The organism is Flaviflagellibacter deserti (assembly GCF_042652085.1).
Taxonomy (GTDB): Bacteria; Pseudomonadota; Alphaproteobacteria; order Rhizobiales; family Methylopilaceae; genus Flaviflagellibacter; species Flaviflagellibacter deserti.
The window spans coordinates 176,217-201,261 of sequence record NZ_JBHSJF010000001.1 but is presented as its reverse complement, the minus strand read 5'-3'; the positions used below and the strand labels follow the sequence as shown (position 1 = coordinate 201,261).

The window sequence follows — 25,045 nt, the reverse complement described above, 5'->3', positions numbered from 1 at the left end:
GCGCACGATTGCCGCGCCTCGGCGGCTATGCTCGCACCCAAACGAAAAGAGAAAAACGCCCCATGCATTTCGCGACATACCGGACATCAACCGGAGAGAAAGTCGGCGTAGTCCAGGCCGACGCCGTATTCGCCCTTAGCGATCTCGTCTCCGACGCACCCGAAGACATGATCGGCGTCATCAAGGCCGGGGCGGAACTCCTGGCGAAGGTCAAGGCGGCCCTGCCGCGCCAGGGAGTCGGCATCCCGCTCGCCTCGGTCGAACTCCTGCCGCCCGTGCCACGGCCGGGCAAAGTGCTTTGCCTCGGATTGAATTATGCACTTCACGCCAAGGAGGGCGGAAATCCGATCCCGGATTATCCATCCCTCTTCATCCGGCTCCAATCGACGCTAGTGGCGCCCAATGCCCCGATCATCCGGCCGACGGTGTCGGAGGAGCTCGATTACGAGTGCGAACTGACGATCGTAATCGGCAAGACCGCCCACGACGTGCCCGAAGAGCAGGCACTCGACTACGTCTTCGGCTACACGATCATGAACGACGTCTCGGTGCGTGACTTCCAGCGCAAGACGACCCAGTGGACGGCGGGCAAGAATTTCGATGGAACGGGGCCGTTGGGGCCGGTCATCGCAACGGCGGACTCCCTGCCCCCGGGCGCGCGCGGCCTGAGGATTTCCACGCGCCTCAACGGCACGACCATGCAGGACAGCGACACGTCTGACATGATCTTCAGCGTCGCTCGGACCGTATCCCTGCTCTCGCAAATCACTACGCTGGAACCCGGCGACGTCATTGCGACGGGAACGCCTTCGGGCGTGGGCTACGCGCGCAAGCCGCCGGTATGGATGAAGCCAGGCGACGTGGTCGAGGTGGAAGTCGAGGGTATTGGCGTCCTGAGAAACCCGGTCGCGGAAGCTTCCTAGCGCGGAGGTCTGCCGAGGCTATTGGAAGCCGCTGAAGCCGTCCCAGCAGAGTTTGACGCCGATCGTCAGCATCAGCACGTACACGATGCGGTAGAAATGTTCGGTCGATACGGCGCGCACGAGGAGCACGCCCAGCCATGTCTCCGCCGTTGTGCGGCGCGACCCTCGGGCTAAGTGCTTGAGGAAAAATGGTACAGCTACCCCGGCTCGAACGGGGGACCCCCAGATCCACAATCTTAAGGGATCTGACACATCTGACGACGAAACCCCTTAGAAGCTCTTGAGTTGTTTAGCCCCCGGCGCCCTCAAAATTGACGGCGAAACTGCAGTTGAGTGTGCTTTTGTCGAGCACACTCCGAGCACACTGAGAGGCTGAGAGTAATGACTGAATGGCATGATGCGGCCGTGCGGGACTTTGAAACGGGTGACTTCTCCTATGGCGACCTCGCCCTGAAGTACGGCCGGAGCGAATCGACGTTGATGAAGCTCATGAAGCGTCGAGAAGCTCATCGCGGAGAAGGAAACCGCCGACGCGGCGGGCGGAAAAGGTTCGGCGAACAAAAGCCGATTAGCCCGCTTCACTACGGCGTCGGCGTGCAGATCGGAATGTACCGAGCTTTAGAACAAGCGAACGTCTCGGAAATTGGAGAGAGGCTCAACACAAGCCGAATCACGGCCTCATCGATGGAGAAGGGCTTCCACGATTTCACCCTCACCGAGCTGATCGGCATAGCGACGATGATTGGTACAGATCTAATCGATCTGGTCAGTACCAGGACTCATCAGATCAAGAGCTAAGGTCGGCGGAAGGAGCCGCCAGGCTCCTTCCCCCAATTCAATGCATCAACGTACCGACCGCGCGTTCGTATTTGGCCAACATCTGGTTCGCCACCTCAGGGACCGGAATCCCATCTAAGCGTAGTGCGGCAATACCGCTGGCGACTCTGAACATCATCGTGCCTAAACTCGGAAAATCTTTATCATCATAATGCAAATCTATTTCTGTGCACACCTCCCAGAGGAGGTCACTTATAATATGAAGATGATCTTTCATTACCTTTCCTGCCTTGTCTTTTCTAGGTGACAATTTCCGCCGAACTCATCGGGCCGAGGCGATACTTAGTCGCGCTGCGTTTCCGATGGAATACGTCAGGCGCAGCTGTCGAACATAGTTCCTAGGGAAGAAAGACGGGTCCGGGCCAGACTGACGGTCCTTAACAGAGCGGAGACTCGACACAGATTTTCGACCGTGAAATGGTCCCATAAAATGGGGGGAACGATGGCCAAGGAAGATATTGAACCCACGCAACAATCGCTCGAACGCATCCAGGCCTTTGATGTGGCCTCTTTACCCCGCCTTGAGCGCCTTGGTGAAGCTCTCAACTTTTTGGAAGCGGTTGAACCAGCCTCTCGTCTTGTTGCATTATTCCGGCAGTTTCCCTCGCAATACTTAGGAGAACTCTCCGAGACACACCTGAGTAAGCTAAAATCTGCCGCGGATGCGACCTATAGTCGGCTCGAAGAGATCGTCACGTTTGACCCTAAGACAGCGCAAGATCCTTACAGCCTCAGAACTTCCCTCATCTCAAAGCTTGAATCCTCTTATGATACTACCTTCGATCAAGTTGCCCCGCTGATCGCTTACGGAGCCTCACGGCTTCGAGATTTCAGTGCATTGGAAGCTGAAGCGCGCAGCTCGATGCAAGCGTCTAAGGATTTGGCAGCCAAGACTTCCGAGGATCTCCGAAGCTTGCGCGAGGAGGCGGACCGGATTCTATCCGACGTCAGGAAGGTTGCCCTCGAGCAAGGTGTTGCTCAGCAAGCGACGTACTTCAAGGATGAAAGCGACCGCCACGATGCTGACGCAGCGACTTGGCGCTGGCAGACCATTTACGTTGCAGTCGGCCTCGCCACTTTTGCCGTACTGTCGACGTTCTTACACAAGATACCTTGGTTGGCCGATGGGGGCCCTTACGCAATGGCGCAGCTTGCGATTAGCAAGGTGCTTGTGTTCGGCGTTATCGCTTACATGCTTTTTCTGGCAGCTCGTAATTTTCTGTCTCACAAGCACAACGCCATCATCAACCGGCATCGCTACAATGCACTTCTGACCTTTACTGCGTTAGCAGACGCAGCAAAGAGCGAGGAGCGGAGGGATGTGGTGCTGAACTATGCGGCGGCGTGTATCTTTGCCCCACAAGACACCGGTTATACGAAAGGCGGCGGCGCCCCAGACCTTCCGACGGGCCTAGTCGCGAGCATCCCGAAAATGGCGACTTCGGCTCCGTGACAATACCGGATTCGAATTGGTCAGGGGGGCGGAGGTGGGAACATCTGTCCCGGAGCATTCGGAGGGCGGATACTGACCGGAAGCGGTTGTTGACCTGTGAGCACGTTGATCGCGAGCGTACGGATCATTCGCACGGCGCTTTCGTCATTCTCCCAGCCAACCGGACCGTAGGAAAGCTTCTCGATATCCTTCTTATCGAATTTATAGTTTAGATCGGACGCGATCGCGTGAATAAGCTCCACGAATAGATCATCCCTCGTTTCCACGAAGCGCTTCCCGGCGCCATCTCCCTGTGGGAAGTCCTGGGACAGATGATCTCGATACCTCTTGTATGCATCTATGACTGACCTCTTCCCAAAGAACTCCATTTGGATCAGATTCAAGGCACCAACATGCTCAAATGACAGACGCAATGGCCGCGTCTTCATAAGGGCTTCCAATATATCACTACGACGGCGGATATTTTCTTTTCGATTATCTCGCCAACGGGTGATCAACACCGCTAGGAGTGGGCCCACAATAATCGCGACGATGTTCACTACGTCCATCGCGGTCATGGTTAGATCCAATCCCTTAGCTTTTGAAATCGTGCATTGATCGTGCCGCTAGGCGTTTGAATCGTGACAACACGCCCGTCGGCGAAGTGCAGCGGTAGTTCAAGTGGGAATTCGACTCTCAAGGGCTGATTGGTGTTTGATACACCCGTGATGAGACTCGTGCCTGCCGGGATCACATAAACGATTCGGCCCGTGATGTTGCCAGCCGCTTCATCGACTTGGTAGCTGCCGTCGTAGTGCATCCCACCGATATCAGTACCCAGGATCACACCGCTTTTGAAAACGAACATACCTACGCTGTTACCAGCCAGACCGGTAAAAAACGCGCTGTAGAAGCCGTCCATCTTTAGCCTCGGAATCGACATTCCAGTTGCTGAATGAACGCCTAAGTTGTCTGCTTAGGTCAAGCTCACGTCGAACACACTCAGCCATCTTCGTGCAAAAATTGGATCGGAACGTGCGACCAAGGAATGTCTCGTCTTTAGAGAACAAACCATTGTTAAAATTTAGCTTTTTCTGTTTTCCGGCACACGGACTCCCAGATTTTGGCGCAAAAGCACACTGGAGCACACTCGGAGCCACAGACAACCCGAGCGCTGCAGCTCACACCCGCTAAGCTATTGATATTTAAGAATAAATGGTACAGCTACCCCGGCTCGAACGGGGGACCCCCAGATCCACAATCTGGTGCTCTAACCAACTGAGCTATAGCTGCACACGTCTGGTCGACGGGGTCTACGTAGGAGAAATCGTCTCTGACGGCAAGACCGTGATGCGTCATCGCGATCCCTGTTGATATTAACTCTCAAACGAATCAACCGGTGCGTAGGCTCCGCGTCGCATGGACCCTGTTTTGGCGATGCTCTAGTCAATTAAGGGTTCATTAACGCTCGCGGACCTGATGACCGACGCGCCGACGATATCAAATCTCGCCGACCACCCGCGCATCGCGGCGTTCGCGGATTCGACTGCCCCGGCGTTTGCCGTGTCGGCCGAAAGCGCGGAGCTGATCTGGGCCAATCCCGCCGCCGAGACTTTGTTCGGCCACGACGGGATGAGCACCGCACTGAGCGATCAGATCGCGCTCGTCCTTCCCTTCGTCCGCCGTACCGAGCAGCCGAGCCCGCTTAGCCTGCGGCTCAACGGCAGCAACAGCCTCTCGCCCTGCCATGCGGAATTGCTCGAGGGCGTCGATGGCGGGCCGGCCGTGCTGTTCAGCGCCGACGTCGCGAACGAGATCGAAGCGGTGCCTGAGGCCAGCGAAGCGGTGCGCGCGGAGCCGGTCCACCTTCCGTCCCGCTTCGTCTGGCAGTCGGACCAGAACGGTCAATTGGTTCTGCTCTCCGACGAGATCGCCGCCGCGCTCGATCATGACCTGACTTTGGTCGGCCGGACCTGGAACGACCTCTGCTCGGAATTCGATATCGACAAGGCCGGAAAGCTGGCTTCGGCGCTGACCCGGCGCGATACCTGGAGCGGCGTCAGCGTCGACTGGCCACTCGGCCGGACGCGCCGCGTCCCCGCTGAACTCGCCGGCCTACCGGTGTTCGATCGCGAGCGCACCTTCCTCGGTTTCCGCGGCTTCGCCGTCATTCGCGGCGAGGAGTTCGATGCCATCGAGGTCAGGGCTGAGGCAGCGACCGGCGATCCGGAGCAGGCTGAAACGGAAACCGTTCGGGCCGAGCAGGAAGTCCTGCCGCACGAGGAGCGCCATGAACCGCCGCCGCTCCTGCCTTCGCCGATCCTGCCGTTCCGCCAGCCGCTCCGACCGGGGTTGAAGCCGAGCGAACACAATGCGTTCCAGGAGATCGGCCGAGCGCTGGGCGACCGCGGGACGCCTTCTCCGCCGGCCGAGGCGAAGCGCATCTCGTCGGCTTCGGTATCCTGGCCTGCCCCTCAGCCGGCGAACCAGGCCACCGCTTCTGAACCTTCCGCCCCAACGGCATCCGACGATGATGCGCTGCGCGTCCTCGGCGAATTGCCGAGCGGCATCGTCATCCACCGGCTCGGCACGCCGCTGTTCGCCAACAAGGCGTTCCTCGCAATGGCAGGCATGCCCGCGGTCGAGGATCTCGCGCTACATGGGCTCGACAGATTGTTCGAGGAACGTGCCGACGCGCCGGGCAAGCTCAATCTCCGCTCGGCCAATGGCACCGTGCAGCCGGTCCAGAGCGTCCTGAAGACGACGCGCTGGGAAGGTGCCGCCGCGAGCCTGCTCGTCGTCACCCCGGAACCGCAGCTTCCTTCCGGCGGCGCCGAAACGGCGAACGAGCGCGAACTGCGCTCGATCCTCGACACCGCGACCGACGGCGTCATCGTGGTTGATCGCAACGGCCGCATCGCCTCCGCGAACCGCAGCGCCGAGGCGCTGTTTGGTTACGAGGCCGCCGAGCTCGAGGGCCGAAGCTTCACCCTGCTTTTCTCGGCCGAAAGCCACCGCGCCGCGCTCGATTACCTCGACGGGCTGCAGTCGAACGGCGTCGCCTCGGTGCTGAACGACGGCCGCGAGGTCGTCGGCGTTGCCCGCAAGGGCGGCGCGATCCCGCTGTTCATGACGCTCGGGCGGATTGGTGGTGGCGAGCCGAAATTCTGCGCCGTCCTCAAGGATTTGACGCAGTTCAAGAAGACGGAAGAGGAACTACGCACTGCCAAGGAACAGGCGGAGCGTGCGAACGCCCACAAGTCCGACTTCCTGGCCCGCATCAGCCACGAAATCCGTACCCCGCTCAATGCAATCCTCGGTTTTACCGAAGTGATGATGGAGGAGCGGTTCGGCCCCGTCGGCGGCGCCCGCTACAAAGAGTACCTGAAGGACATCCACGAGTCCGGCAGCCACATCATCAGCCTGGTCAACGACCTGCTCGACCTCGCCAAGATCGAGGCTGGGAAGCTCGACCTGTCGTTCAACTCGGTGAACCTCAATGAAGTGGTCTCGGGTGCCGTCTCGCTGATGCAGCCGCAGGCGAACCAGAACCGCGTGATCATCCGCACCAGCGTCGCGCCACGAATGCCGAACGTGGTCGGCGATCTCCGCAGCCTGAAGCAGATCGCGCTCAATCTCGTCTCGAACGCTGTGAAGTACACGCCCGCCGGCGGCCAGGTCATCGTCTCGACCGCGATCACCGATCTCGGCCAGGCGGTGATCAGGGTGCGCGATACCGGCCTCGGCATGAACGAGGCGGAGATCGCGGCGGCGCTCGAACCATTCCGCCAGCTCGCGCCCGCAAGCGGCCGGGGCGGCAGCGGGCTCGGCCTGCCGCTGACTAAGGCGCTGGTCGAGGCGAACCGCGCCACCTTCGCGATCCAGAGCGCGGTCGGGACCGGCACCTTGGTCGAGGTCATCTTCCCGCCGACCCGCGTCCTCGCGGAATGAAAAAGCCCCGCCGAAGCGGGGCTGTTCCAAACTCTCGAAAGACCGGACGATCAGTCCTTCGCGCGCTCGACATAGGAGCCGTCCGAGGTCTGGATGACTACACGGGTGCCGGCCGAGACGTGCGGCGGCACAGCCGTGCGGACGCCGTTCGACAGGATCGCCGGCTTATAGGACGAGGAGGCCGTCTGCCCCTTCATCGCCGGCTCGGTCTCGACGATCTCGAGCGTGACGCGCTGCGGCAGTTCGACTGTCAGCGGCACGCCGTTGTGGGTCGAAAGCATGACGGTCATGCCTTCCTGCAGGTAAGGCGCGGCATCGCCGACGACATCCGGCGGAACCGCGGTCTGCTCGTAGGTCTCCGGGTTCATGAAGTGGAAGCCTTCACCATCCTGGTAGAGAAAGGTGTAGTCACGGTCCTCGACGAAGGCGCGCTCGACCTGCTCCGTCGTGCGGTAGCGCTCGGACACCTTCACGCCGTCGGAGATGCGGCGCATGTCGAGCTGCGTGACCGGCGTGCCCTTGCCGGGATGGATGTTTTCGGCGGTCAGGATGACGTAGAGGCGGCCATCCATGTCGACGACATTGCCTTTGCGGAGCGAGCTGGCGATAACCTTCACGATTGTCCTCAATGATTGCTTGGCGAGCGCGCGCCGTGTCGGGCGCCCGTGTCGCACACTTTTCCGCTGTGAGAAACCCCCGATGACCGATGCCTCGCCCTGGTGGGACAAAGGCCGTCATGCCGACCGTCGCCCCTTCCTGAAGGAGCGCGGCCGGATCAAGGCTCGTTTGCGAGCCGAATTCGCGGCCGATGGCTTTACCGAGATCGAGGCGGGCGTGCTGCAGACCTCGCCGGGCAACGAGGCGCATCTGCACGGCTTCGCGACGGAAATCGTGGATCCCGGCGTATTCCCTTTCCCCAGCGGAGAGAGGGCGAGGCCGCGAAGCGGTCCGGGTGAGGGGCAGCCCGGTATTGATGATGTTTTCTCATCACCCCGACCCTCTCCCCGCTGGGGAGAGGGAGAAGGGCGCAGGCCGCTCTATCTCCACACCTCTCCTGAATTCGCGGCGAAGAAACTGCTCGCGGCAGGCGAGGAGAAGATCTTCGATTTCGCCCGCGTCTTTCGAAATCGCGAGCGCGGCGCACTGCACCATCCCGAGTTCACGATGCTGGAATGGTATCGCACCGGCGAACCATACGAGGCCCTGTTCGAGGATTGCGCGAAGATCGTCCGGCTGGCGGCGGAGACGACAGGCCTCTCGACTTTCCTGTTCCGGGATCGCGTGGCGGACGCTCTTGCCGAGCCAGAGCGCGTGACGGTCGCCGACGCGTTCCGGCACTTTGCCGGCATCGACCTCTTCACCTCGATCGAGGCATCGGGCGCGACGGACCGCGATCATCTCGCGGGGAGTGCGAGAGCCGCCGGCATCCGCGTGGCCGACGACGATGTCTGGGCCGACATCTTCAGCCGCGTCCTGGTTGAGAAGGTCGAGCCGCATCTCGGCATCGGCCGCCCAACGATCCTGTGCGAATATCCCGTCGCGGAGGCGGCCCTCGCCCGGCCGTTGAAATTCGATCCGCGCGTCGCCGAGCGTTTCGAGCTCTATATCTGCGGCGTCGAGCTCGCGAACGGCTTCGGCGAACTCACCGATGCCGGAGAACAGCGGCGGCGTTTCGAGGTTGAGATGGCGGAGAAGGAGCGCGTCTATGGCGAACACTATCCGATCGACGAGGATTTTCTCGCCGCCCTGTTCCATATGCCGGAAGCCTGCGGCTGCGCGCTCGGCTTCGACCGGCTGGTCATGCTGGCGACGGGAGCGAGCCGTATCGAGCAGGTGATCTGGACGCCGGTGCCGTGATCGACGAAAGCCAACTGAAACTGCTGTTCATCAGCATTCCGGAAGACGACCATCTTGTTTGCGAGGTCAGCTATCGAGACGTGTTCGTCTGTGAGCTTCACATCGTTCCGCATGACGAAAGACCGGAAGATTTCACCGTTCATGTCGAGTTTCTGGCGCAATCTCCCTTCGTAGACTCGCTTCCCGTGGACGACTTCGTTCAATTGCTGACCTTTGCAAAGGAGCTCTACGTCATGAGGCTTCTGCAAGGCCCCAACCCGTTCGAAATGGCAGGGTGATGAACGCGCCTATTCGAACCATCCGCGATCTCGTCTCGGCCGGCCTCGTCCGGGCCGAACACGCTCCTGCGTTGAACGAAGTCGTCGCCCGCTACGCCGTCGCGATTCCGCCCGCCCTCGCGGCGCTGATCGACCCGAACGACCCGAACGATCCCCTCGCCCGGCAATACGTCCCCGACGAAGCCGAACTCGTGACGCTGCCGGAAGAGCGCGCCGACCCTATCGGCGATCTCGATCATTCCCCCGTCGAGGGCGTAGTCCACCGCTATCCTGACCGCGTTCTGCTGAAGCCGGTCCATGTCTGCCCGGTCTATTGCCGCTTCTGCTTCCGCCGCGAAATGGTCGGGCCGGAAGGCATGGGCACGATGTCGGCAGAGGCGCTGGAGAAGGCGCTCGGCTATATCGCGGCACACCCCGAAATCTGGGAGGTTATCCTCACCGGCGGCGATCCCCTCGTGCTTGCTCCGCGCCGCCTCGCCGCGATCATGGCCGGGCTCGACAAGATCCCGCATGTGAAGGTGGTGCGCGTACATACACGCCTGCCGATCGCCGATCCCGAGGCGGTCGACGCGGAACTGATCGGGGCGCTGCGCTCGACCAGGACGGTCTTCATTGGCGTCCACGCCAACCATCCGCGCGAACTGACCGAGGCCGCTCGCTCGGCGCTGTCACAGTTGGCCGATGCGGGGTTCCCGCTCGTCAGCCAGACCGTGCTACTGAAGGGCGTCAACGACGATCCCGAGACGATGGCGGCACTGATGCGCGGCTTCGTCGAGAGCCGCGTGCGCCCATATTACCTGCACCATCCGGATCTCGCGCCCGGCACCGCGCGCTTTCGGGTCTCAATCGAGGAAGGTCGGGCGCTGATGCGGGCTCTGCGCGGCCACATCTCGGGCCTCTGCATGCCGACCTATGTGCTCGACATCCCCGGCGGCCATGGCAAATCGCCGATCGGCCCGGACTATGTCGGCGATGGCGAGGTCGAGGACTTTCGGGGCGGGCGGCATGCGTATCCGCCGTTTAATTCAGCCTCATCCTGAGCGGGGCGCAAAGCGCCCGTGTCGAAGGATCGTCAGGAACTCTGAGCTTGCGACGATCCTTCGACACGCGAGCTGCGCTCGCGGCTCAGGATGAGGTTATTTCCCCGCCTGAAGGGCCTGAAGCAGCTCCGTGCTCGGATAGGAATCGGCCGGCTGACGCAGCCGCAACTGTTCCTTCTTGATCGCCGCGCGGGTACCCGCACCGATGATGCCGTCGATCTTGCCGACGTCGTAGCCCTTCTGCTGCAGGAGCTGCTGCACCTGCTTCACGCCGGCGACGTCGAGGTCGGGCGTGCCGTCGCCTTTCGACATCGGGGCCGCGCCCTCGAGCCTCGTCGCGAGATAGGCGGCGGTGATCGAATAGGTCAGCGACTGGTTCCACGTCAGGTAGACGTTCTTGAAGTTCGGATAGGCCAGGAAAGCCGGGCCGTGGCGGCCCATCGGCAGGAGCATTGAGGAATTCGGACCGGTGATCGGCTTGCCGTCAGCGCGCGTCACGCCCCATTGCGTCCACTGCTCCGGCGGATGCTCGGTGGAGAGGTCCGCCTGATCCCACGGCACATTTGGCGAGACCTTCACCTCGACAAGCCACGGCTCATCGGCTTTCCAGCCGAGCGACTTGAGGTAGTTCGCGGCCGAGCCGAGCGCGTCGGCATCCGACTTGATCAGGTTGATGTGGCCGTCGCCGTCGAAGTCGACGCCGAAATCGATGTAGCGCGTCGGCAGGAACTGGAACTGGCCGAGTTCGCCCGCGAACGGCCCGCGCATCTCGGCACGCGTCAGGTCGCCACGATCGATGATCTTGAGCAGCGCGAAAAGCTGAGGGCGGAACAGTTCGGGGCGCTTGCAGTCATAGGCGAGCGTCGCGACCGAGCGAACGGTGTCCCCACTGCCGAGGAAGCCGCCGAAATCGGTTTCGAGACCCCAGAACGCCGTCAGCACGCCCGCCGGCACACCGTACTCTTCCTTGATTCGCTCGAAGACCGTCGCATGCGAATTGATCTTTGCCTTGCCGGCCTGCAGGCGGTTGTTGTTGGCCATGCGGTCCGAGAACTGCACGAAGTTCTGCGCGAACACGCCTTGCCCGCCATGGTCCTTGCCCACGGTCGCCTGATCGTATGTGACCCCAGCGAGGCCGGCATCGATCGCTTTCTGGGAGATGCCCTGCTCCAGAGCCTCCTTCCTGACGTCGCCGAGCCAGGCTTCGAAGCTCTTGCCGCCCTGGCAGGCCGCGTTCTGGGAGAACGCCACGGCAGGCGCTCCGATCGTCAGTGCCGCCGTGAGAATGCCCGCCAGAATCCGCTGCATGTTTTCCGCCCTCGTTGAAAGTGCGCGGGAGTTTGCGGAGGAGAGTGGCGAGGTCAAGGCCGGTCGCTACGGATGCGTCAGAGAACCTCGATGATCTGCACCCGGACGACGATCACATCCTGCCGGAACCTTTGTTCCATCTGGCGCCGGTAATCGCGCCACCATGGCCGGTCGAGCACCTCCGACATCACCTCGAAGACGATGATGTCGTCATGGGTGAAGTCTTCGCCCTCATCCGCCCAGGAACCCTCGGCCGGCGAGCGGGTATAGGCGGTGAGGCCGCCCCAGCGTTCGCGCAGTTCGCGTCGGACTCGCTGATATTCGGAGGGGCCGAACGGGCGGCCGTGATTGTCGCTGAGCGGCAGGAGTATCTGGATCAGATAGGCCATGTCACGACTGGACGATGCGGAGCATCACGCGCGTGCCGCGATGCTCGCGGTCGAATTCCATGGGTCCGCCGAGTGCGCGGGCCATGGAATGAATGATCCTGGTTCCGAGGCCGGTGCCCGTCGCGCTGCCGCCCTGCCCGCTCCAGCCGATCCCCTCGTCCTCGACGCACAGGATGTGGCAGCCCTCGCCGGTCTTCAGCGTGACCCGGATCGGCCCGCTCCGCCCGTCGGGATAGGCGTATTTGTAGGCGTTGGTGACGAGCTCGGTGACGATCATGCCGAGAGACACCACCTGGTCGGTCGGCAGCAGCAATTGCACCGCCTCGACCGTGATCTGATGAATCCGCCCGTCGCCCTGCAGGGCGCCGCGCAATTCCTCGATCAAACCTTCCAGATAGGTGCCGACCTCGACGAAGCGGACGTCTTCGGAGGTGTAGAGGCGGCGGTGGATCTGGCCGATCGCCGCGATGCGCCCTTGCGTCTCGGTCAGGGCATCGCGCGCCGCGGCGTCGCTCACGGCGGCCGTCTGCATGCTGACGAGAGACGAAACGAGCTGCAGCGAGTTCGCGACGCGGTGATTAACCTCCCGCAACAGCAGTTCGGCGCGGTCGCGCCCGAGGCGAACCTGCCGCTCCGCCTCTTCCTTCTCGCGCTGGAGCTGGCGCTGCTGCACGGCTTGAAGGACGGCGCTGCGCAGGAGTTCGAGGAAGATGCCCTCGACGTCCTTGATCACATAATCCGTCGCTCCGGCTTTGAGCGCCGCCACCGCGATACGGCTCTCATCGGCGCCGGTGACGTAGATCACCGGCGGAGCGTCCGGAAGCTGCTGGATCTCCTCGAGCGTTTCGAGGCCGTCCTTGCCGGGCATGAAATGGTCCAGCGTGACGACATCGAAGCGTTCCTCGCGAAGCCTGGCCAGCCCCTCGTCGCCGTTCGAGGCGAAGCCGACCTCGAAACCATGCCGCGTCAGGGCCCGTTCGACCAACCGGCGCAGACCGGCGTCGTCATCGACATAGAGAACCCGGATGCCGCCGGGTACCGCGCCCGGACTGGCCGTGTCGTCGCTCATTCGGCGTCGGGAACCTGGATCACGGAGAGGAACAGACCGAGCTGGCGGATCGCCTGCGCGAAGGTTTCGTAGTCGACCGGCTTGGTGATGTAGACGTTGCAGCCGAGATCGTAGCAGCGCTGGATCTCGACCTTGTCGTCGGTGGTCGTCAGCACCACGACCGGCGCGCGGCGAAGATGCTCGTCCGCCTTGATCTTGGCCAGAATGTCGGTGCCGCTCATGTCCGGCAGGTTCAGGTCGAGCAGGACCAGGAACGGGCCGTGCGCGCGGTTGCCGGTATCAAGCAGGTGTTCGAGCGCCGCCGTGCCGCTGACGAAATGGCGGACCTCGTTGTTCACCCCGGCGCGGCGGATATTGCGCTCGATCAGGCGGGCATGGCCCTCGTCGTCTTCGATCATGATGATCGTGACGGGCTTCTGGTTGGGCATCAGGCAGTCCCCTCTGTCGTTGCCTTCAAGGTTTTCGGCAGTGTGACGCGGAAGGTTGACCCTTCCCCAAGCGTGGATTTGACGGTGATGTTGCCGCCCAGGCGGCGCACCAGCGCACGAACATGGGCGAGGCCGATGCCCTCGCCCGGACGATCCTGTGTCCCCGCGCGGCGGAACAGGTCGAAGATGCGGCTATGATCGGCGGGCGCGATGCCACGCCCATTGTCCTCGACGGTGATCGCCACCATGCCGCCCTCGACCCCGCCGCGGACCCTTATCTGGCCCGGACGGTCCGGTGCAAGATATTTGACCGCATTCTCGATGAGATTGCTGAACACCTGCTCGACCGCGAGGCGATCGCTGACGATCTCCGGCAACTCCCCGATCTCGACTGTCGCGCCGACTTCCGCGGTCTGGTGCTGGATCGAGCGGCTGATGGTGTGCAGCAGTTCGTTCATCTTGAGCGGCTCGGGCGAGAGCACGCGGCGGCCCTCGCGCGACAGGCGAAGGATCGCATTGATCAGCCGGTCCATCTTGGCGGTCGAGGAGCGAATGAATTCGATCGATTCCGGCAGGTCGACCTCGATCGCGCTCTTTGCGTCCTTGTTCTCCAGCTCGGGATTCTTCGCGACCGCCTCGCTGTAGAACTTCGCGATCTCGGTCCGGGCTATGTCGAGCTCGCTTGTGAACCCCATGACGTTGACGAGCGGCGATCTCAGATCGTGGCTGACGATATAGGCGAAGCGCTGGATCTCCTGGTTCGCCTCCTGGAGATCGGCCGTCCGCACTGCGACGATGGTCTCCAGATTACGGTTGAGGCTCTCCAGCGCGCCATGCGCGGTTTCGAGTTGCGCGGTGCGTTCCTCGACGCGGTCCTCAAGGCTGAGATTGAGCTCGTGGAGTTGCTCCTGCGCCTTCTCGGCTGCCTGCGTCGCGCTCGCCTGCGCCCAGCCGGCCGCGAAAAGTATGAAGGTCGTCAGCAGACCACCGGCGGCGATGAACGGAATGATCGCCCGGTTGCTGTCGCGGACGAAGAAGTCCGTGTTGCGCATCACAATCGTCCACTGCCGGCCTGCAGCGTCGAGCGTCTTCGTCGCCGAATAATCTGCATCGGGAGCGCCCTGGGTGGACGAGCGATAAAGCAGCTTCTCCTCGTCAACCGATGGACCGTCATAGACCGCGTAATCGATTTCGGATTCGCGCCCGCGCAATTCGAATGCCTTGGCGAACAATTCCGGAGCGCGGAACGGACTGTAGATCCAGCCGCTTGCGGTAGCGCGGCGCTCTTCCACCGTCGCCGGGACAGCCCCGTTCGGTGTTGCGTAAAGCGGTACGAAAATCTGAAAGCCGGGCTGTGGATTCTGGTTGGTTCTCTCCCCGAGCATGACCTTGGCCGTCGTCGCCCGGATCGTGGTCTCGGTCGCCTGCTGCATCGCCGCGAGCCGGTTCGGCTCCGTCGCCATGTCGAAGCCGATCGCGGAATGGTTCCTCTGGTCTTCCGGTAGGAGGAAGACGATCGGCGCGTAGAAATCGCGGTCGCCCTCCGGCCATATGCGAAAATCACTATCGATCGATGTCCGCACCCGGGCGGCGAAGACGTCCCGCTCGGCAAGGGGCACCCGGGCAATGTAGCCCATGCCCTGCACGCCGGGATAAAGCTCGGTGAGCCTCAACCGGTCGAAGTAGGATTTGAACTCGCCCGCAGTCACCTCGCCAGATGCCGCGAAGAACCCCGCCATACCGCGCAGCAGTGCGACATAGGTGTCGATGCGGTCCGACACGGCGCCCGCCCGTTCCTCTGTGATCGCGGCGAATCTGGCCTGCTCGGCCTCGCGGACCAGACTTCGAAGCTGGATGACCGCCAGCGCCGTGCAGAACAGCCCGGCGATCAGAATGAGGATGGGAAGGCCAGCGCGCGAAGGGGACAGACGAGAAAAGCGCACGGGAAGCTCGACTGAAGCCATGGAGCGATCTTCTAGAGAAAGCATCCGCGAAAGGCGAGAGGTTGAAACATTGCTTTAAAATGGAAGTTCATTGCCTTGGCACCACAGGCTCTACCGGTACGAAGATTTCAGCCAATACATCATTGTAATTGTTCTAATTTCAATCGGTCGATTAAGTGTTGACTTTGAGTTTGGTGGGTGGTGGAACCGTTTCCAGCCACCTCGTTGCGGAGAGTGTGCGCGAATATTCCTAGTCATATTTCGACAGATCGAGCGAAATGACCGAAGCACATGATCTCTCTTTCATGGCCTTGTTTCTTCAGGCCGATGTCATCGTCAAGAGCGTCATGGTTCTCTTGGCGGCAGCTTCCGTTGTTTGCTGGGCGATCATCTTCGAAAAGATTGTGCGTCTGGGTGGCGTGAAGCGCCAGGTCGGTCGTTTCGAGCGCGCTAATCGCAACGGCGAGAATTTGCAGAAGATCAAAGGCGATCTGCCGCAGAGCGTCATCGCTGCCGGCTTCGAAGCCTGGCATGACCGTGATCCGGAGGAGTCCCGCTCGGAGCGCCGCGAACGCATCGAACGTGCGATGAAGGCGGCGCTCGTCGCTCGCCTCCGCAAGATGGAACGCGGTTTACCCTTCCTCGCCACTATCGGCTCGTCCGCCCCGTTCATTGGCCTGTTCGGCACGGTGTGGGGCATCATGAACTCGTTCTCGGCCATCGCGCAGAGTCAGGACACGAGCCTCGCAGTCGTCGCCCCAGGCATCGCGGAGGCCCTGTTCGCCACCGCTATCGGCCTGGTCGCCGCCATCCCGTCGGTGATGGCCTACAACAAGTTCTCGACCGACCTCGCCCGCATCGGCCAGCGCACCAGCGCCGTGATCGGCGATCTCGGCAATCGGCTGGCGCGTGATTCCGGCCATCTGCACGCTCGTACCGCGGCGGCTGAATAATGGGCGCGTCCCTCGGCGGCGGAAGCGGCTGGGATACCGAGGACGGCGAATTCCGTCCGGTGTCCGACATCAACGTCACGCCGCTCGTCGACGTGATGCTGGTTCTCCTGATCATCTTCATGGTTGCCGCCCCGATGATGACGGTCGGCGTGCCGGTCCAGCTTCCGAAGACAGCGGCGGCCAAGCCCGCCGAGGAGAAGAAGCCGACGGTCGTCTCGATCGACAAGGACGGCAAGGTCTTCCTCGCGGAAGAGGAGATCCCCAATGACGAGGCCCTGCTCTCGCGGCTGACCACGCTCGCCAATGAGGACAAGGAACAGGTCGTCCTGGTACGCGGCGACCGGACGATCCCCTATGGCCGGATCATGGAAATCATGGGCCAGGTGTCGAATGCCGGCTTCCTCAAGGTCTCGCTGATCGCCGAAGCCGCGAAGGGGTTGCCGGGTCCGCCCGCGCCGGGCGCCCCTGCCCCTGCCGAAGCGCCCGCATCTCCCGCACCGGTGGCACCCGCTGCTCCCACTCCGGCCGCGCCGGGAGCAGCAAGCCGGACTCCGTGAGCGTATCGGTGCAACCGCTCGATCATCAGCCCATCCGCGCGGCGACGCTGCAGGCGATCCAGGATGCCGCCGACGCGGCCGACCGGCGCGTGGCCATCGTCGGCCTCGTCGCGGCCTTGGCGCTGCATGCTTCGCTGGGCATCGGCTTCCTGAACTGGGAGCCGGAGGAGCAGATCGCACCGCCCGGCGACATGATGATCACGATCGACCTGTCGCCCGCGGCGCTCGCCACCGCCAGCCAGAACGCCGGCGAAAGCGCCGAGAGCGCTCCGGAAGTCGCGACCCCGCCGGAGAAGGTTGAAGAGGAGACGACCGAGGAAACCCCGCCGGAGCCGACGCCGCCCGAGCCGGAAAAGGTCGACGAGCCGCCGCCAGAACCGCTACCGCCCGAGCCGACGCCGCCGGAACCCACGCCTCCCGAGCCGCTGCCACCGGAACCAACGCCGAATCCGGCGACCGTGGAAACTCCCCCTGTCGAGGCGCCAAAGGTCGAGAGCGCACCCGTCATCGTCGCACCTCCCAAGGCAGCGCCGCCGAAAAAGGCGGTCCAGAAGCCGAAGAAGAAGACGCCGCCCCCGCAGGCGGCGACACAGGCAGGCGCGACCAGCACGCAACGCAGCGACATTGCGGGCAGCGGCGCGAGCGCGAGCCCGACGGAGATCGCGCGCTACACCGGAAGAGTCCGGGCAGCGATCGAACGCAACAAGCGAAGCCCCGCCGGAAGTCCGAGCGGCAGCGTGAACCTGTCCTTCACGGTCACCGCGTCGGGCGCGGTCACGGGTCTGAGAGTCTCGGGTTCTTCGGGCAGTGCGGTACTCGACAACGCCGCGCGCCAAGCGGTAGCCGGCGCAAACATTCCTCCGATCCCGGAGAGCCTGCCACGCTCGTTCAGCATCGGCGTGGCTATCCGCTTCCAATAAACGAAAGAACTAGGGCGTGGACTCATAAGTGCGCAGCCATAGCTGGATTGATGCGAGCTTGACGGAGGCAAGGTAGTTGGCGGCGAGCTTGTCGTAGCGGGTAGCGATACGGCGGCACTGCTTGATCTTGAAGAATCGCTCGACCAGGTTGCGCGCCCGGTAAAGGTAAGGGCTGAAGCAGATCGGCTCTTTGCGATTTCGTTTGGGTGGGATGTTTGCCCACGCGCCCTTCTGGCTGGCGAGCTCCCTGATCCAGTCGGCGTCATATCCGCGATCTGCCAGCAACATTGTTCCTTGATGCAATCCGGTCAGGAGCAGCGAACATAGCCTGTTGTCGTGAGCTCCGCCGGGCGTCAGGCCGAGGCCCACCGGCAGGCCATCGGCGTCCACGACCGCGTGAATCTTGCTGGTCAGTCCGCCTCGTGAACGACCCACGTGTTGCTCGCGATTGCCGACGATACAGGCGCCGTGCTGGTGCACGCGCACTACCGATGTGTCAATCATTTGTACCGCTGCGTCATGAGCAGCGGCGACGGCATTCATAATGCGGTCCCAGACACCCGCCCGGCGCCAGCGAACGAAGCGATTGTAACAGGTGGTATAGGGGCCGAAGCTCTCCGGCAGATCGCGCCACGGCGCGCCTGATCGCAAAACGATGCCATTGAGAATGCGCCGGTCGTCGACTCGAGGGACGCCGCGTGGCTTGTTCGGGAGCATCGGCCTGATGACGCTCCATTCGTAGTCGCTGAGTTCATACCGCATGATTCGTGCTCCTCTTGGGAGCTTGGAATCACATCTATGCGATGGCACTCAATGCGGGATCCCCAACTTCCGGAATCTGCGCAACTGCGGACTGTACGCAAAGCCAGCTGGACGGGGATTCTTGACCCTAAGCGGACGTCAAATTCAAATGGCTGTGACGAGCACCCGCCGCGCACACATCCTCATGGAGCTCTTAGCAAACCATACGTCGCCGCGAAGACTGGAAGGGTTTCTTTGGGGGCTGGCTGGGCCTGGATCTAGGACACCTCCGAGGCCTCCGTGTGCGCCGCCCTGAGTGGTTTCGGGCCTCATGTGTCTGGGCGTTTATGCCGGCCGACCTAGGACCGCGCCGATCCGGCACGCTTGAAAATACAAGCATTGACAGTGTGACGGTTCCGGAGAGTGTGGGCCTGCTGCTTGCCCGCTGAGAAGGGCACTTGCCCGCGCAGCCTGAAAACCTCCACGAGTTTTCCAGACTCATAGAGGGGGACACGCCATGGATATTAAGCGCAGGGACTTGTTCACCGGTGGGTTGGCCGGTGCGGCGCTCGTCGCACTGCCGCAACGTGCTGCAGCGGCGGTTGACACTGGGATGAACTATCCTGTCGGCGACTTCGTTCTAAGTCGGACTGAGAAGGGGCTGAGCGTCACGCACAAGCAGACTCCAGATCGCGTCCTCTGGGCGACGCAGTCGAGGGGAAATTTCCTCGCTGCCGAGGAAGCGTCGGCGGCAGTGACAGAAGTCGGTTCGCCAGAAGGCACCTTCAAAATCAACGACACGGTGACGACCCGATATGAATCCCCGACGATCGATGACATTCAGGTCGCGGGAAGCGCGGCGACGGTCTCTGGGACGATATCGGGCCCGGCCGATAGCGTCGCATATACGCTCGTCTTCAGTGCGGTTTCGCCGACCCACCTGCAGTTCGCGATCAAGCTCACGGGCGACAAATCGTCTTCACTGAACAGGGTCGTCTTGGCTATCGACTCATCGAAGGATGAGGCCATTTTCGGCTGCGGGTCCCAGCTGACTTACTTCAATCAAAAAGGAAAGCTCGTCCCGATCCTTGTGCAGGAGCATGGCATCGGGAGAGGCAAACCCATTGTGACCGAACTGGTCAACCTATTGGACTACGACAGCGGTGGAACGCCCTTCCACACGGGGAAGCCGGTCCCGTACATCATGACAAGCCGCCTTCGCTGCATATTTCTGGAGGACTACGAATACAGTGAGTTCGACATGCGCAAGGCGGACGCCATCCAGATCAAGATCTGGTCTGGCAAGATGTCTGGTCGCATCCTCTACGGCAAGACACCAGTCGACCTACTCGAAGCGTACACCGAGTACACGGGCCGCATGCGAAAGCTGCCGGAGTGGGTCCACAGCGGCATTATCCTCGGCATTATGGGCGGCACCGACAAAGTGCGCGAGCGGATCCAGCGCACGAAGGATGCTGGTGTTCCGGTCGCTGGCCTTTGGCTTCAGGATTGGGTTGGAACGCATCCGACGAGTGCGGGAACGCAGCTCTTCTGGAACTGGTTTCTGGATGAAGCCTACTACCCTGGTTGGCGGCAGCTAGTCGACGACATCGCCAAGGACGGAGGCAAGATTCTCACCTACATCAACCCGTTCCTTGCAACCATCGAAGGTCACGACCAGCTTTTCCAAGAGGGTAAGGCGAAGGGGTATCTGGTCCAGCACGCGGATGGATCTCCATACCTCATCAAGAATGCCAATTTCATGGTCGGGATGATCGATCTGAGTAATCCGGCAACACGCTCCTGGATCAAAAATGTCATGAAGACGAACATGGTTGGGACTGGCGCCGGCGGATGGATGAATGACTTCGGCGAGGCCCTGCCTCTGGATGCAAAGCTGTACGGCGGTGCGGATCCCTGGGTGTGGCACAACAAATTTCCAGAAGAGTGGCAACGCCTAAGCCGAGAGGTCATCGACGAGACCGGTCACGGCGACGAGATGGTTTTCTTTTCTCGCTCCGGTTACACGCGAAGCCCGGGCATCTCGACGCTGTTTTGGCTCGGTGATCAGCTAATGACCTGGGACGAGTATGACGGCATCAAAACGGCACTGGTCGGAATATTGTCAGGCGGCATATCGGGCTTCAGCATGATGCACAGCGACATCGGCGGGTACGTGGCCCTGAAGCTGGACATCGCCGGGAAAGAGATACCGATCATCAATCGGACGCCAGAATTGATGATGCGGTGGATGGAGCTCAACGCATTCACCGCGGTGATGCGCACGCAGGAAGGGATAACACCGAACCTTTCGATAGAGGCGGATAGCACGCCAGAGATGCTGGAGCATCTCCGCCTTTGCGGGGCGATCTATCGTGCTCTCACCCCCTATCGAAAGTCTCTCGTGGATGAGGCCAACGGGCGGGGCCTTCCATTGGTCCGCCACCTCTTCCTGCATTATCCAGATGATCCCAACACGCATGACATTCGCTACCAGTTTCTCCTTGGCGAAGACCTCATGGTGGCGCCGGTTCTCGATAAGGGCGCCGATTCCGTTGAGGTCTACTTTCCGACAGGAAGTGCTTGGAACGATGCATGGACAGGGAAAGACGCGGGTCAGCCAGGAGAGTGGGCTCGCATGCCTGCGCCGCTCGGGAAGCCCGCCGTGTTCATACGGAAGGGTTCTCCCGACGCTACGGCTCTCGCGACGTACCTTAAGGACGCAACCGCCGCGAACTGATGTTGGGAAGGCAAGCGCGGCGGCACCTAGGCCCGGCCAATCGCCGGGGCTTATTCTTTCCATCCGTCCTCTGAATCCGCCGCTCGTGCGGAGCTGGAGCGTCAGGGCGCGAAGGCGTGGCACGACCTACGGACTGCCATACGATCCGAACGCTCTGTCGGAAGAGGATGATGAAGTGCCGCGCGGCGCGATCGTCCAGTTCGTCAGCGCCAGGGCTATGGCGACGCTCGAATTCCTCCAGCAAGAGTGAATCAACGTGGCAATTTCATCGGCGCCGGCCGCGAGCGTGACCGGATCATCGGGCGGCACGAGGAAGGGGCGCCTTTCACCATTCCGAGGGAGCCGGTTAGACGGCGCATCCACGGCACCCAGACGTTCAATGTGCTTTGCGGCGGCGAGTACTTCTTCATGCCGAGCATATCTGCATTGAAGTGGCTCACGAACCTGAACGGATGAAGGAGGCTGACGATATCCGATCACGTTGACGGTCCGTGGTCGATTGGCGAGATCGCGGCCGACGGATCCGTTCTATCTTCGATGCAACCAGTTGGGCGCAACCCGCTTTTGGCGCTCAACGGAAGTGCTCTCGGCTTGCGGCGGCTTCCGGAGACAATCAGGAAGCGGACTCTCGGGCGGCCGATGGCCAGCGAACTTAATGAGTTCACGGCCTAGTCCGCCTGACCGTATCGTGAGCAGGAAGGTTTGACCGCGTCTTCGTTCTCGAACAATTCCAGCATAGGGTGCGCCGCATCGTTCCCGTTCGGAGATGTCCGATGCGTCGTATGCTTGCCCTGGCCGCGTTTTCCGCTCTCGCTTTGTCCGCAGGTGCGGTTCTGGCCCAGGATCCCATCTCCGCGCGCGAACCGACAATGAAGAACATCGGCCGCGCCTTCGGCGCCATCAACCGGATGAACCGCGGCCAGGATTCGTTCGACGCGGCCAAGGCGACAGAGGCGTTCCACACGATCTCTGCCAACGCGAAGACCTTCTCGACCCTGTTCCCCGACAGCGCGAAGACCGGCGACAAGAACGCCAGGCCGGAAATCTGGACCCAGAAGACCGATTTCGACGCACGCGTGAAGAAGCTCGCCGCGGATGCCGAGGCCGCCGCCACGGCCACCGCGAAGGGAGAAGCGGATTTTAAAACGTCATTTGCCGCGGTTCAGCCGCAATGCGGCGGTTGTCACCAGGTCTATCGCAACGAATGATGCGCCCGCCGCGGCAGCGTCGCGGAATTGCCAAAATGAAGAGGATGTTGCATCTCGTTCGTGCGCCGTGTGCCGCAACCCGAGAGAGAGCATTCATGCGCGTTCCAATTTTCTTCAAGATGCGCTCGCCGACCATCGCTGCGATCATCCTCGCCGCCCTCTTCGGCTGGCAGGCGCCGGCAACGGCCCAGACCCGGATCGTTGCGATCGTCAACGGCACGCCGATCACCTCGACGGCCGTGGCCGAGCAGAAGGCTTTCGTCCGCCTGACGCAGAAAAAGCAGATGACGGACAAGGAGGCGCTCGCCGTGCTTGTCGACCAGACGCTCGTCCAGCAGGAAGCCAAGCGCCGCACGGTCACCGTGTCGGACAGCGACGTCGACCAGCGCTTCAACGGCCTGGCCGCGAGCAACAAGATGACACCCGACCAACTGGGTCAGGGCCTCGCCCAAGCGGGGACCAGCGCCCGCACCTTCAAGGAAAACATCCGCACGCAGCTGATACAGCGCCGGCTGGTCAACTTCCGGATCCGCGCGAGCTCCGGCATCGCCGAGAAGGATATCGCCGCCGAGATCACCGAGCGGAAGCAGAAGGGCGAGGCTGCAAACGACGTCTACACGCTCCAGCAGATCCTTTTCGTAACACCGGCCAATCCGCCGCCCGCCGTCGTGGCGCAGCGAAAGAAGGAAGCCGAGACGCTCCGCACGCGGATTCAGAGCTGCGATCAGGGAGCGGAATTCGCCAGAAGCCTTCGCGACGTCGCGGTCAAGGAAAAGATCACGCGTCAGTCCAGCCAGATGGGCGACGCGTTCCGCCAGCAGGTGCAGGCGTTGAAGGTCGGGCAGGCCACCGCTCCGGACCTCAGCAGCGTCGGCGTCGAGATCGTGATGATCTGCGGCAAGCAGAGCGTCCAAGACGACACCGCGCTTCGCCAGGAAATCACGAACGAGCTCGCAGGCGAGGCCAGCAAGGGCGAGACCGAGAAGATGATGACCGAGCTCCGCCAGAAGGCGCTGATCGAATATCGTTGACGGTCAGCGTGGCCTGATCGACAGGCGAAAGCCGCTGTAGAGCGATGGATCGCCTCCGACAGGCAGTTGATAGCCGACGTCGGCGTTGAGGCTGCCCCTGAAATCGCTGGTCCCGATCCGGCCGAATTCGGCCGAGGTGCTGACCTTCGGCTCGAAGCTCATCGAGGTCGTCGCGTCGTCCGTCACGCTAAGACGCGGGGCGATCTCCGATCCAACGCGAACGCCGTCATAAGGCTGCGTGACCCTGCGGACGCCCGCGAAGGCACTGACATTCTCGCCGCTCCCGCTGCGCTCGTAGGTCCCGGCCGCGGCACCTCCGACGAACATTCCCGACTGGACGGCGCTGGCGCCCCTTTCCGCCTTGAGTTCCCAGTTCAGCCGGGACTGGGCCTCGGGATCGCCGGGCTGGACCATCTCGGTCGAAAGCTGAACCGGAGTGTCGGCTCCCTTCACCCTGACGCCGACGCTGCGGTCGGGCGCGAGAGCGAAAGGATTGGTGCGGTCCGGATGAAAATCGAAACCGCCGCCGATCAATTCGGAATTGATCGGCCTCCGCGCCAACGAGGGTAGCGGCGCGGAGCGAATCGTACCCGTCACTTCGGGAGGCGCGGACATCGCATCGCGATAACTCTGCTCGATCCCGTCGCAGAGCAGCTTCAGTTCGGGCGTGATCTTTCTGTCGTCGCAACTCATCGCCGGCGGCTCGGAGACATCCGGAGCATCCTGCGCGTACGCCGGAACCGCCGACGCGAGCGCAACGGCGGTGCAAAATGCCAGTCGGATGTCGAGCATCAGGCCTCCGGTTCGTCGCTGACGTCCTTGGAGTGCGGGCTAGGGCCGCCGTTCGAAACGGCGCATTCCGAATTTACGGACGTGCCCTGAATCGCTCAACCTGGCCAAACGGAATAGCGGAGTTGCATCCGTGAGTTACAGCGCGCTGGAAGCTTCGTTCGTTTTCAGTCGAAATCGAACAGATCCCCAAGAAACGACTTTTTCTTGCGGTGTCCATAGCGCGGGTCATGGTGCTGCTGGTGACGGCGATCATAGTTGCGGTCGTCATCATAGTGCCGCTGCTGGGGCGGCGGAGGTGGCGGCGCGAAGGTCGCCTGCGGCGCCGGAGCCGCCTGCCCGCCCGCCGCACGCTCGATGATCTTGTCCAATTCACCACGGTCGAGCCAGACGCCACGGCATTGCGGGCAATAGTCGATCTCGATGCCCTGGCGATCCGTCATTACGAGTTCCGCACTGTCGATCGGACACTTCATCGGCTTCATCTCCCTCATTCAACTCAAAACTAGGCGCGGAACGTGGAGAGTTTTGACCCCCAGACAATCAGTAAAACTACGGCAAGCCGTTCGAAAACGGATGAAATTTTGGAAAGGTTCGGAGGAACGCGCTCGCCTGCGAACACAAAGCTACCTATATGTTGCTTCGCCCGGC

General features: G+C 62.0%; 27 protein-coding genes and 1 tRNA gene. 15 read left to right on the top strand and 13 right to left on the bottom strand.

Annotation, left to right across the window (positions count from 1 at the left end; all coding sequences use genetic code 11):
* Window positions 1–62: 62 nt before the first annotated feature.
* Both ACFPFW_RS01015 and ACFPFW_RS01010 read left to right on the top strand, forming a co-directional pair.
* A complete protein-coding gene (locus tag ACFPFW_RS01015; protein ID WP_114955370.1) occupies window positions 63–923 on the top strand; it encodes a fumarylacetoacetate hydrolase family protein in 861 nt (286 codons plus the stop codon).
* 381 nt (window positions 924–1,304) lie between these two features.
* Window positions 1,305–1,721: a hypothetical protein gene (locus tag ACFPFW_RS01010; RefSeq protein ID WP_114955369.1), complete on the top strand. Its 417-nt coding sequence runs from the start codon at window positions 1,305–1,307 to the stop codon at window positions 1,719–1,721.
* A 37-nt stretch (window positions 1,722–1,758) separates the two neighbouring features.
* Here the strand turns inward: ACFPFW_RS01010 and ACFPFW_RS01005 are convergent, their stop codons facing one another.
* Window positions 1,759–1,977 (bottom strand): hypothetical protein, encoded by a 219-nt coding sequence (locus ACFPFW_RS01005; protein ID WP_114955368.1) that lies wholly within the window; start codon window positions 1,975–1,977, stop codon window positions 1,759–1,761.
* Window positions 1,978–2,202: 225 nt separating this feature from the next.
* Here ACFPFW_RS01005 and ACFPFW_RS01000 point away from each other — a divergent pair, with 225 nt between their 5' ends.
* Window positions 2,203–3,213 (top strand): hypothetical protein, encoded by a 1,011-nt coding sequence (locus tag ACFPFW_RS01000; RefSeq protein ID WP_162799566.1) that lies wholly within the window; start codon window positions 2,203–2,205, stop codon window positions 3,211–3,213.
* 20 nt (window positions 3,214–3,233) lie between these two features.
* On the opposite strand, the gene ACFPFW_RS00995 is transcribed toward ACFPFW_RS01000, so the two are convergent.
* The 3 genes from ACFPFW_RS00995 to ACFPFW_RS00985 all read right to left on the bottom strand — a co-directional run bounded on the left by ACFPFW_RS00995 (window position 3,234) and on the right by ACFPFW_RS00985 (window position 4,485).
* Window positions 3,234–3,770 carry a DUF6680 family protein gene (locus ACFPFW_RS00995; RefSeq protein WP_114955366.1) on the bottom strand — a complete coding sequence of 179 codons (537 nt, stop codon included), beginning with the start codon at window positions 3,768–3,770 and terminating at the stop codon, window positions 3,234–3,236.
* 2 nt (window positions 3,771–3,772) lie between these two features.
* A complete protein-coding gene (locus tag ACFPFW_RS00990; RefSeq protein WP_114955365.1) occupies window positions 3,773–4,114 on the bottom strand; it encodes a hypothetical protein in 342 nt (113 codons plus the stop codon).
* A 294-nt stretch (window positions 4,115–4,408) separates the two neighbouring features.
* Window positions 4,409–4,485, bottom strand: a tRNA-His gene (locus ACFPFW_RS00985).
* 186 nt (window positions 4,486–4,671) lie between these two features.
* Here ACFPFW_RS00985 and ACFPFW_RS00980 point away from each other — a divergent pair.
* Window positions 4,672–7,143, top strand: coding sequence for a PAS domain-containing sensor histidine kinase (locus ACFPFW_RS00980; RefSeq protein WP_114955364.1), 2,472 nt, complete (start codon window positions 4,672–4,674; stop codon window positions 7,141–7,143).
* 50 nt (window positions 7,144–7,193) lie between these two features.
* Here the strand turns inward: ACFPFW_RS00980 and efp are convergent, their stop codons facing one another.
* Window positions 7,194–7,763 (bottom strand): elongation factor P, encoded by a 570-nt coding sequence (gene efp / locus ACFPFW_RS00975; RefSeq protein ID WP_379769233.1) that lies wholly within the window; start codon window positions 7,761–7,763, stop codon window positions 7,194–7,196.
* Between the two features lie 79 nt (window positions 7,764–7,842).
* Here efp and epmA point away from each other — a divergent pair, with 79 nt between their 5' ends.
* The 3 genes from epmA to ACFPFW_RS00960 are packed head-to-tail and all read left to right on the top strand — an operon-like array spanning window position 7,843 to window position 10,318.
* Window positions 7,843–9,000 (top strand): EF-P lysine aminoacylase EpmA, encoded by a 1,158-nt coding sequence (epmA, locus tag ACFPFW_RS00970; protein WP_379769032.1) that lies wholly within the window; start codon window positions 7,843–7,845, stop codon window positions 8,998–9,000.
* Window positions 8,997–9,278, top strand: coding sequence for a hypothetical protein (locus ACFPFW_RS00965; protein WP_114955362.1), 282 nt, complete (start codon window positions 8,997–8,999; stop codon window positions 9,276–9,278). Before epmA ends, ACFPFW_RS00965 begins: the two co-directional genes overlap by 4 nt.
* The gene (locus ACFPFW_RS00960) at window positions 9,278–10,318 is read left to right on the top strand and encodes a lysine-2,3-aminomutase-like protein (protein WP_114955361.1); all 1,041 of its coding nucleotides are present in this window, start codon (window positions 9,278–9,280) and stop codon (window positions 10,316–10,318) included. Before ACFPFW_RS00965 ends, ACFPFW_RS00960 begins: the two co-directional genes overlap by 1 nt.
* Window positions 10,319–10,414: 96 nt before the next feature.
* Here the strand turns inward: ACFPFW_RS00960 and ACFPFW_RS00955 are convergent, their stop codons facing one another.
* From ACFPFW_RS00955 to ACFPFW_RS00935, 5 genes are all read right to left on the bottom strand, one after another.
* Window positions 10,415–11,626, bottom strand: coding sequence for a lytic murein transglycosylase (locus ACFPFW_RS00955; protein ID WP_114955360.1), 1,212 nt, complete (start codon window positions 11,624–11,626; stop codon window positions 10,415–10,417).
* A 77-nt stretch (window positions 11,627–11,703) separates the two neighbouring features.
* Window positions 11,704–12,015, bottom strand: a complete 312-nt coding sequence (locus ACFPFW_RS00950; protein ID WP_114955359.1) for a hypothetical protein — start codon at window positions 12,013–12,015, stop codon at window positions 11,704–11,706.
* A gap of 1 nt (window position 12,016) precedes the next feature.
* Window positions 12,017–13,084, bottom strand: coding sequence for a sensor histidine kinase (locus ACFPFW_RS00945; RefSeq protein ID WP_114955358.1), 1,068 nt, complete (start codon window positions 13,082–13,084; stop codon window positions 12,017–12,019).
* The gene (locus tag ACFPFW_RS00940; RefSeq protein WP_114955357.1) at window positions 13,081–13,512 is read right to left on the bottom strand and encodes a response regulator; all 432 of its coding nucleotides are present in this window, start codon (window positions 13,510–13,512) and stop codon (window positions 13,081–13,083) included. The genes ACFPFW_RS00945 and ACFPFW_RS00940 overlap by 4 nt, the downstream gene beginning before the upstream one ends.
* Entirely contained in the window at window positions 13,512–15,476 is a 1,965-nt protein-coding gene (locus tag ACFPFW_RS00935; protein WP_162799565.1) for a CHASE domain-containing protein, read from the bottom strand. Before ACFPFW_RS00935 ends, ACFPFW_RS00940 begins: the two co-directional genes overlap by 1 nt.
* Before the next feature lie 284 nt (window positions 15,477–15,760).
* On the opposite strand from ACFPFW_RS00935, the gene ACFPFW_RS00930 reads away from it, so the two are divergent.
* Genes ACFPFW_RS00930 through ACFPFW_RS00920 form a run of 3 tightly spaced genes read left to right on the top strand, consistent with a single transcriptional unit; the run spans window position 15,761 to window position 17,885 of the window.
* Window positions 15,761–16,408, top strand: a complete 648-nt coding sequence (locus tag ACFPFW_RS00930; RefSeq protein WP_379769024.1) for a MotA/TolQ/ExbB proton channel family protein — start codon at window positions 15,761–15,763, stop codon at window positions 16,406–16,408.
* On the top strand, window positions 16,408–16,965 hold the full coding sequence (gene tolR / locus ACFPFW_RS00925) for a protein TolR (protein ID WP_114955354.1): 558 nt from the start codon (window positions 16,408–16,410) through the stop codon (window positions 16,963–16,965). The genes ACFPFW_RS00930 and tolR overlap by 1 nt, the downstream gene beginning before the upstream one ends.
* Before the next feature lie 8 nt (window positions 16,966–16,973).
* Window positions 16,974–17,885 (top strand): energy transducer TonB family protein, encoded by a 912-nt coding sequence (locus ACFPFW_RS00920; protein ID WP_162799564.1) that lies wholly within the window; start codon window positions 16,974–16,976, stop codon window positions 17,883–17,885.
* 9 nt (window positions 17,886–17,894) lie between these two features.
* Here ACFPFW_RS00920 and ACFPFW_RS00915 read toward each other — a convergent pair whose 3' ends face one another.
* Window positions 17,895–18,647, bottom strand: a complete 753-nt coding sequence (locus ACFPFW_RS00915) for an IS5 family transposase (RefSeq protein WP_114955352.1) — start codon at window positions 18,645–18,647, stop codon at window positions 17,895–17,897.
* Between the two features lie 496 nt (window positions 18,648–19,143).
* On the opposite strand from ACFPFW_RS00915, the gene ACFPFW_RS00910 reads away from it, so the two are divergent.
* The 5 genes from ACFPFW_RS00910 (at window position 19,144) to ACFPFW_RS00890 (ending at window position 23,605) form a co-directional block, all read left to right on the top strand.
* Window positions 19,144–21,366 (top strand): alpha-glucosidase, encoded by a 2,223-nt coding sequence (locus ACFPFW_RS00910; protein WP_114955351.1) that lies wholly within the window; start codon window positions 19,144–19,146, stop codon window positions 21,364–21,366.
* 85 nt (window positions 21,367–21,451) lie between these two features.
* Window positions 21,452–21,616, top strand: a complete 165-nt coding sequence (locus ACFPFW_RS00905; protein WP_162799563.1) for a hypothetical protein — start codon at window positions 21,452–21,454, stop codon at window positions 21,614–21,616.
* Window positions 21,613–21,822, top strand: coding sequence for a hypothetical protein (locus ACFPFW_RS00900; RefSeq protein WP_114955350.1), 210 nt, complete (start codon window positions 21,613–21,615; stop codon window positions 21,820–21,822). Before ACFPFW_RS00905 ends, ACFPFW_RS00900 begins: the two co-directional genes overlap by 4 nt.
* Before the next feature lie 317 nt (window positions 21,823–22,139).
* The gene (locus ACFPFW_RS00895) at window positions 22,140–22,574 is read left to right on the top strand and encodes a c-type cytochrome (RefSeq protein ID WP_114955349.1); all 435 of its coding nucleotides are present in this window, start codon (window positions 22,140–22,142) and stop codon (window positions 22,572–22,574) included.
* Window positions 22,575–22,669: 95 nt separating this feature from the next.
* Window positions 22,670–23,605 (top strand): SurA N-terminal domain-containing protein, encoded by a 936-nt coding sequence (locus ACFPFW_RS00890; protein ID WP_162799562.1) that lies wholly within the window; start codon window positions 22,670–22,672, stop codon window positions 23,603–23,605.
* A 3-nt stretch (window positions 23,606–23,608) separates the two neighbouring features.
* Here ACFPFW_RS00890 and ACFPFW_RS00885 read toward each other — a convergent pair whose 3' ends face one another.
* On the bottom strand, window positions 23,609–24,397 hold the full coding sequence (locus tag ACFPFW_RS00885) for a hypothetical protein (RefSeq protein WP_114955347.1): 789 nt from the start codon (window positions 24,395–24,397) through the stop codon (window positions 23,609–23,611).
* Window positions 24,398–24,561: 164 nt separating this feature from the next.
* The gene (locus ACFPFW_RS00880) at window positions 24,562–24,870 is read right to left on the bottom strand and encodes a TFIIB-type zinc ribbon-containing protein (RefSeq protein ID WP_114955589.1); all 309 of its coding nucleotides are present in this window, start codon (window positions 24,868–24,870) and stop codon (window positions 24,562–24,564) included.
* Window positions 24,871–25,045: the final 175 nt, after the last annotated feature.

Excerpts from the sequence above, each read along its gene's own strand:
- ACFPFW_RS00935 (WP_162799565.1), bottom strand. The coding sequence starts at position 15,476 with ATGGCTTCAGTCGAGCTTCCCGTGCGCTTTTCTCGTCTGTCCCCTTCG.
- ACFPFW_RS00995 (WP_114955366.1), bottom strand. The coding sequence starts at position 3,770 with ATGACCGCGATGGACGTAGTGAACATCGTCGCGATTATTGTGGGCCCA.
- ACFPFW_RS00980 (WP_114955364.1), top strand. The coding sequence starts at position 4,672 with ATGACCGACGCGCCGACGATATCAAATCTCGCCGACCACCCGCGCATC.
- ACFPFW_RS00950 (WP_114955359.1), bottom strand. The coding sequence starts at position 12,015 with ATGGCCTATCTGATCCAGATACTCCTGCCGCTCAGCGACAATCACGGC.
- ACFPFW_RS00915 (WP_114955352.1), bottom strand. The coding sequence starts at position 18,647 with ATGCGGTATGAACTCAGCGACTACGAATGGAGCGTCATCAGGCCGATG.
- ACFPFW_RS00960 (WP_114955361.1), top strand. The coding sequence starts at position 9,278 with ATGAACGCGCCTATTCGAACCATCCGCGATCTCGTCTCGGCCGGCCTC.
- ACFPFW_RS01005 (WP_114955368.1), bottom strand. The coding sequence starts at position 1,977 with ATGAAAGATCATCTTCATATTATAAGTGACCTCCTCTGGGAGGTGTGC.
- ACFPFW_RS00930 (WP_379769024.1), top strand. The coding sequence starts at position 15,761 with ATGGCCTTGTTTCTTCAGGCCGATGTCATCGTCAAGAGCGTCATGGTT.
- ACFPFW_RS00940 (WP_114955357.1), bottom strand. The coding sequence starts at position 13,512 with ATGCCCAACCAGAAGCCCGTCACGATCATCATGATCGAAGACGACGAG.
- epmA (WP_379769032.1), top strand. The coding sequence starts at position 7,843 with ATGACCGATGCCTCGCCCTGGTGGGACAAAGGCCGTCATGCCGACCGT.
- ACFPFW_RS00890 (WP_162799562.1), top strand. The coding sequence starts at position 22,670 with ATGCGCGTTCCAATTTTCTTCAAGATGCGCTCGCCGACCATCGCTGCG.
- ACFPFW_RS00895 (WP_114955349.1), top strand. The coding sequence starts at position 22,140 with ATGCGTCGTATGCTTGCCCTGGCCGCGTTTTCCGCTCTCGCTTTGTCC.
- ACFPFW_RS01015 (WP_114955370.1), top strand. The coding sequence starts at position 63 with ATGCATTTCGCGACATACCGGACATCAACCGGAGAGAAAGTCGGCGTA.
- ACFPFW_RS00880 (WP_114955589.1), bottom strand. The coding sequence starts at position 24,870 with ATGAAGTGTCCGATCGACAGTGCGGAACTCGTAATGACGGATCGCCAG.
- ACFPFW_RS00945 (WP_114955358.1), bottom strand. The coding sequence starts at position 13,084 with ATGAGCGACGACACGGCCAGTCCGGGCGCGGTACCCGGCGGCATCCGG.
- ACFPFW_RS00885 (WP_114955347.1), bottom strand. The coding sequence starts at position 24,397 with ATGCTCGACATCCGACTGGCATTTTGCACCGCCGTTGCGCTCGCGTCG.
- ACFPFW_RS00990 (WP_114955365.1), bottom strand. The coding sequence starts at position 4,114 with ATGGACGGCTTCTACAGCGCGTTTTTTACCGGTCTGGCTGGTAACAGC.
- ACFPFW_RS01000 (WP_162799566.1), top strand. The coding sequence starts at position 2,203 with ATGGCCAAGGAAGATATTGAACCCACGCAACAATCGCTCGAACGCATC.
- tolR (WP_114955354.1), top strand. The coding sequence starts at position 16,408 with ATGGGCGCGTCCCTCGGCGGCGGAAGCGGCTGGGATACCGAGGACGGC.
- ACFPFW_RS00910 (WP_114955351.1), top strand. The coding sequence starts at position 19,144 with ATGGATATTAAGCGCAGGGACTTGTTCACCGGTGGGTTGGCCGGTGCG.
- ACFPFW_RS00955 (WP_114955360.1), bottom strand. The coding sequence starts at position 11,626 with ATGCAGCGGATTCTGGCGGGCATTCTCACGGCGGCACTGACGATCGGA.
- ACFPFW_RS01010 (WP_114955369.1), top strand. The coding sequence starts at position 1,305 with ATGACTGAATGGCATGATGCGGCCGTGCGGGACTTTGAAACGGGTGAC.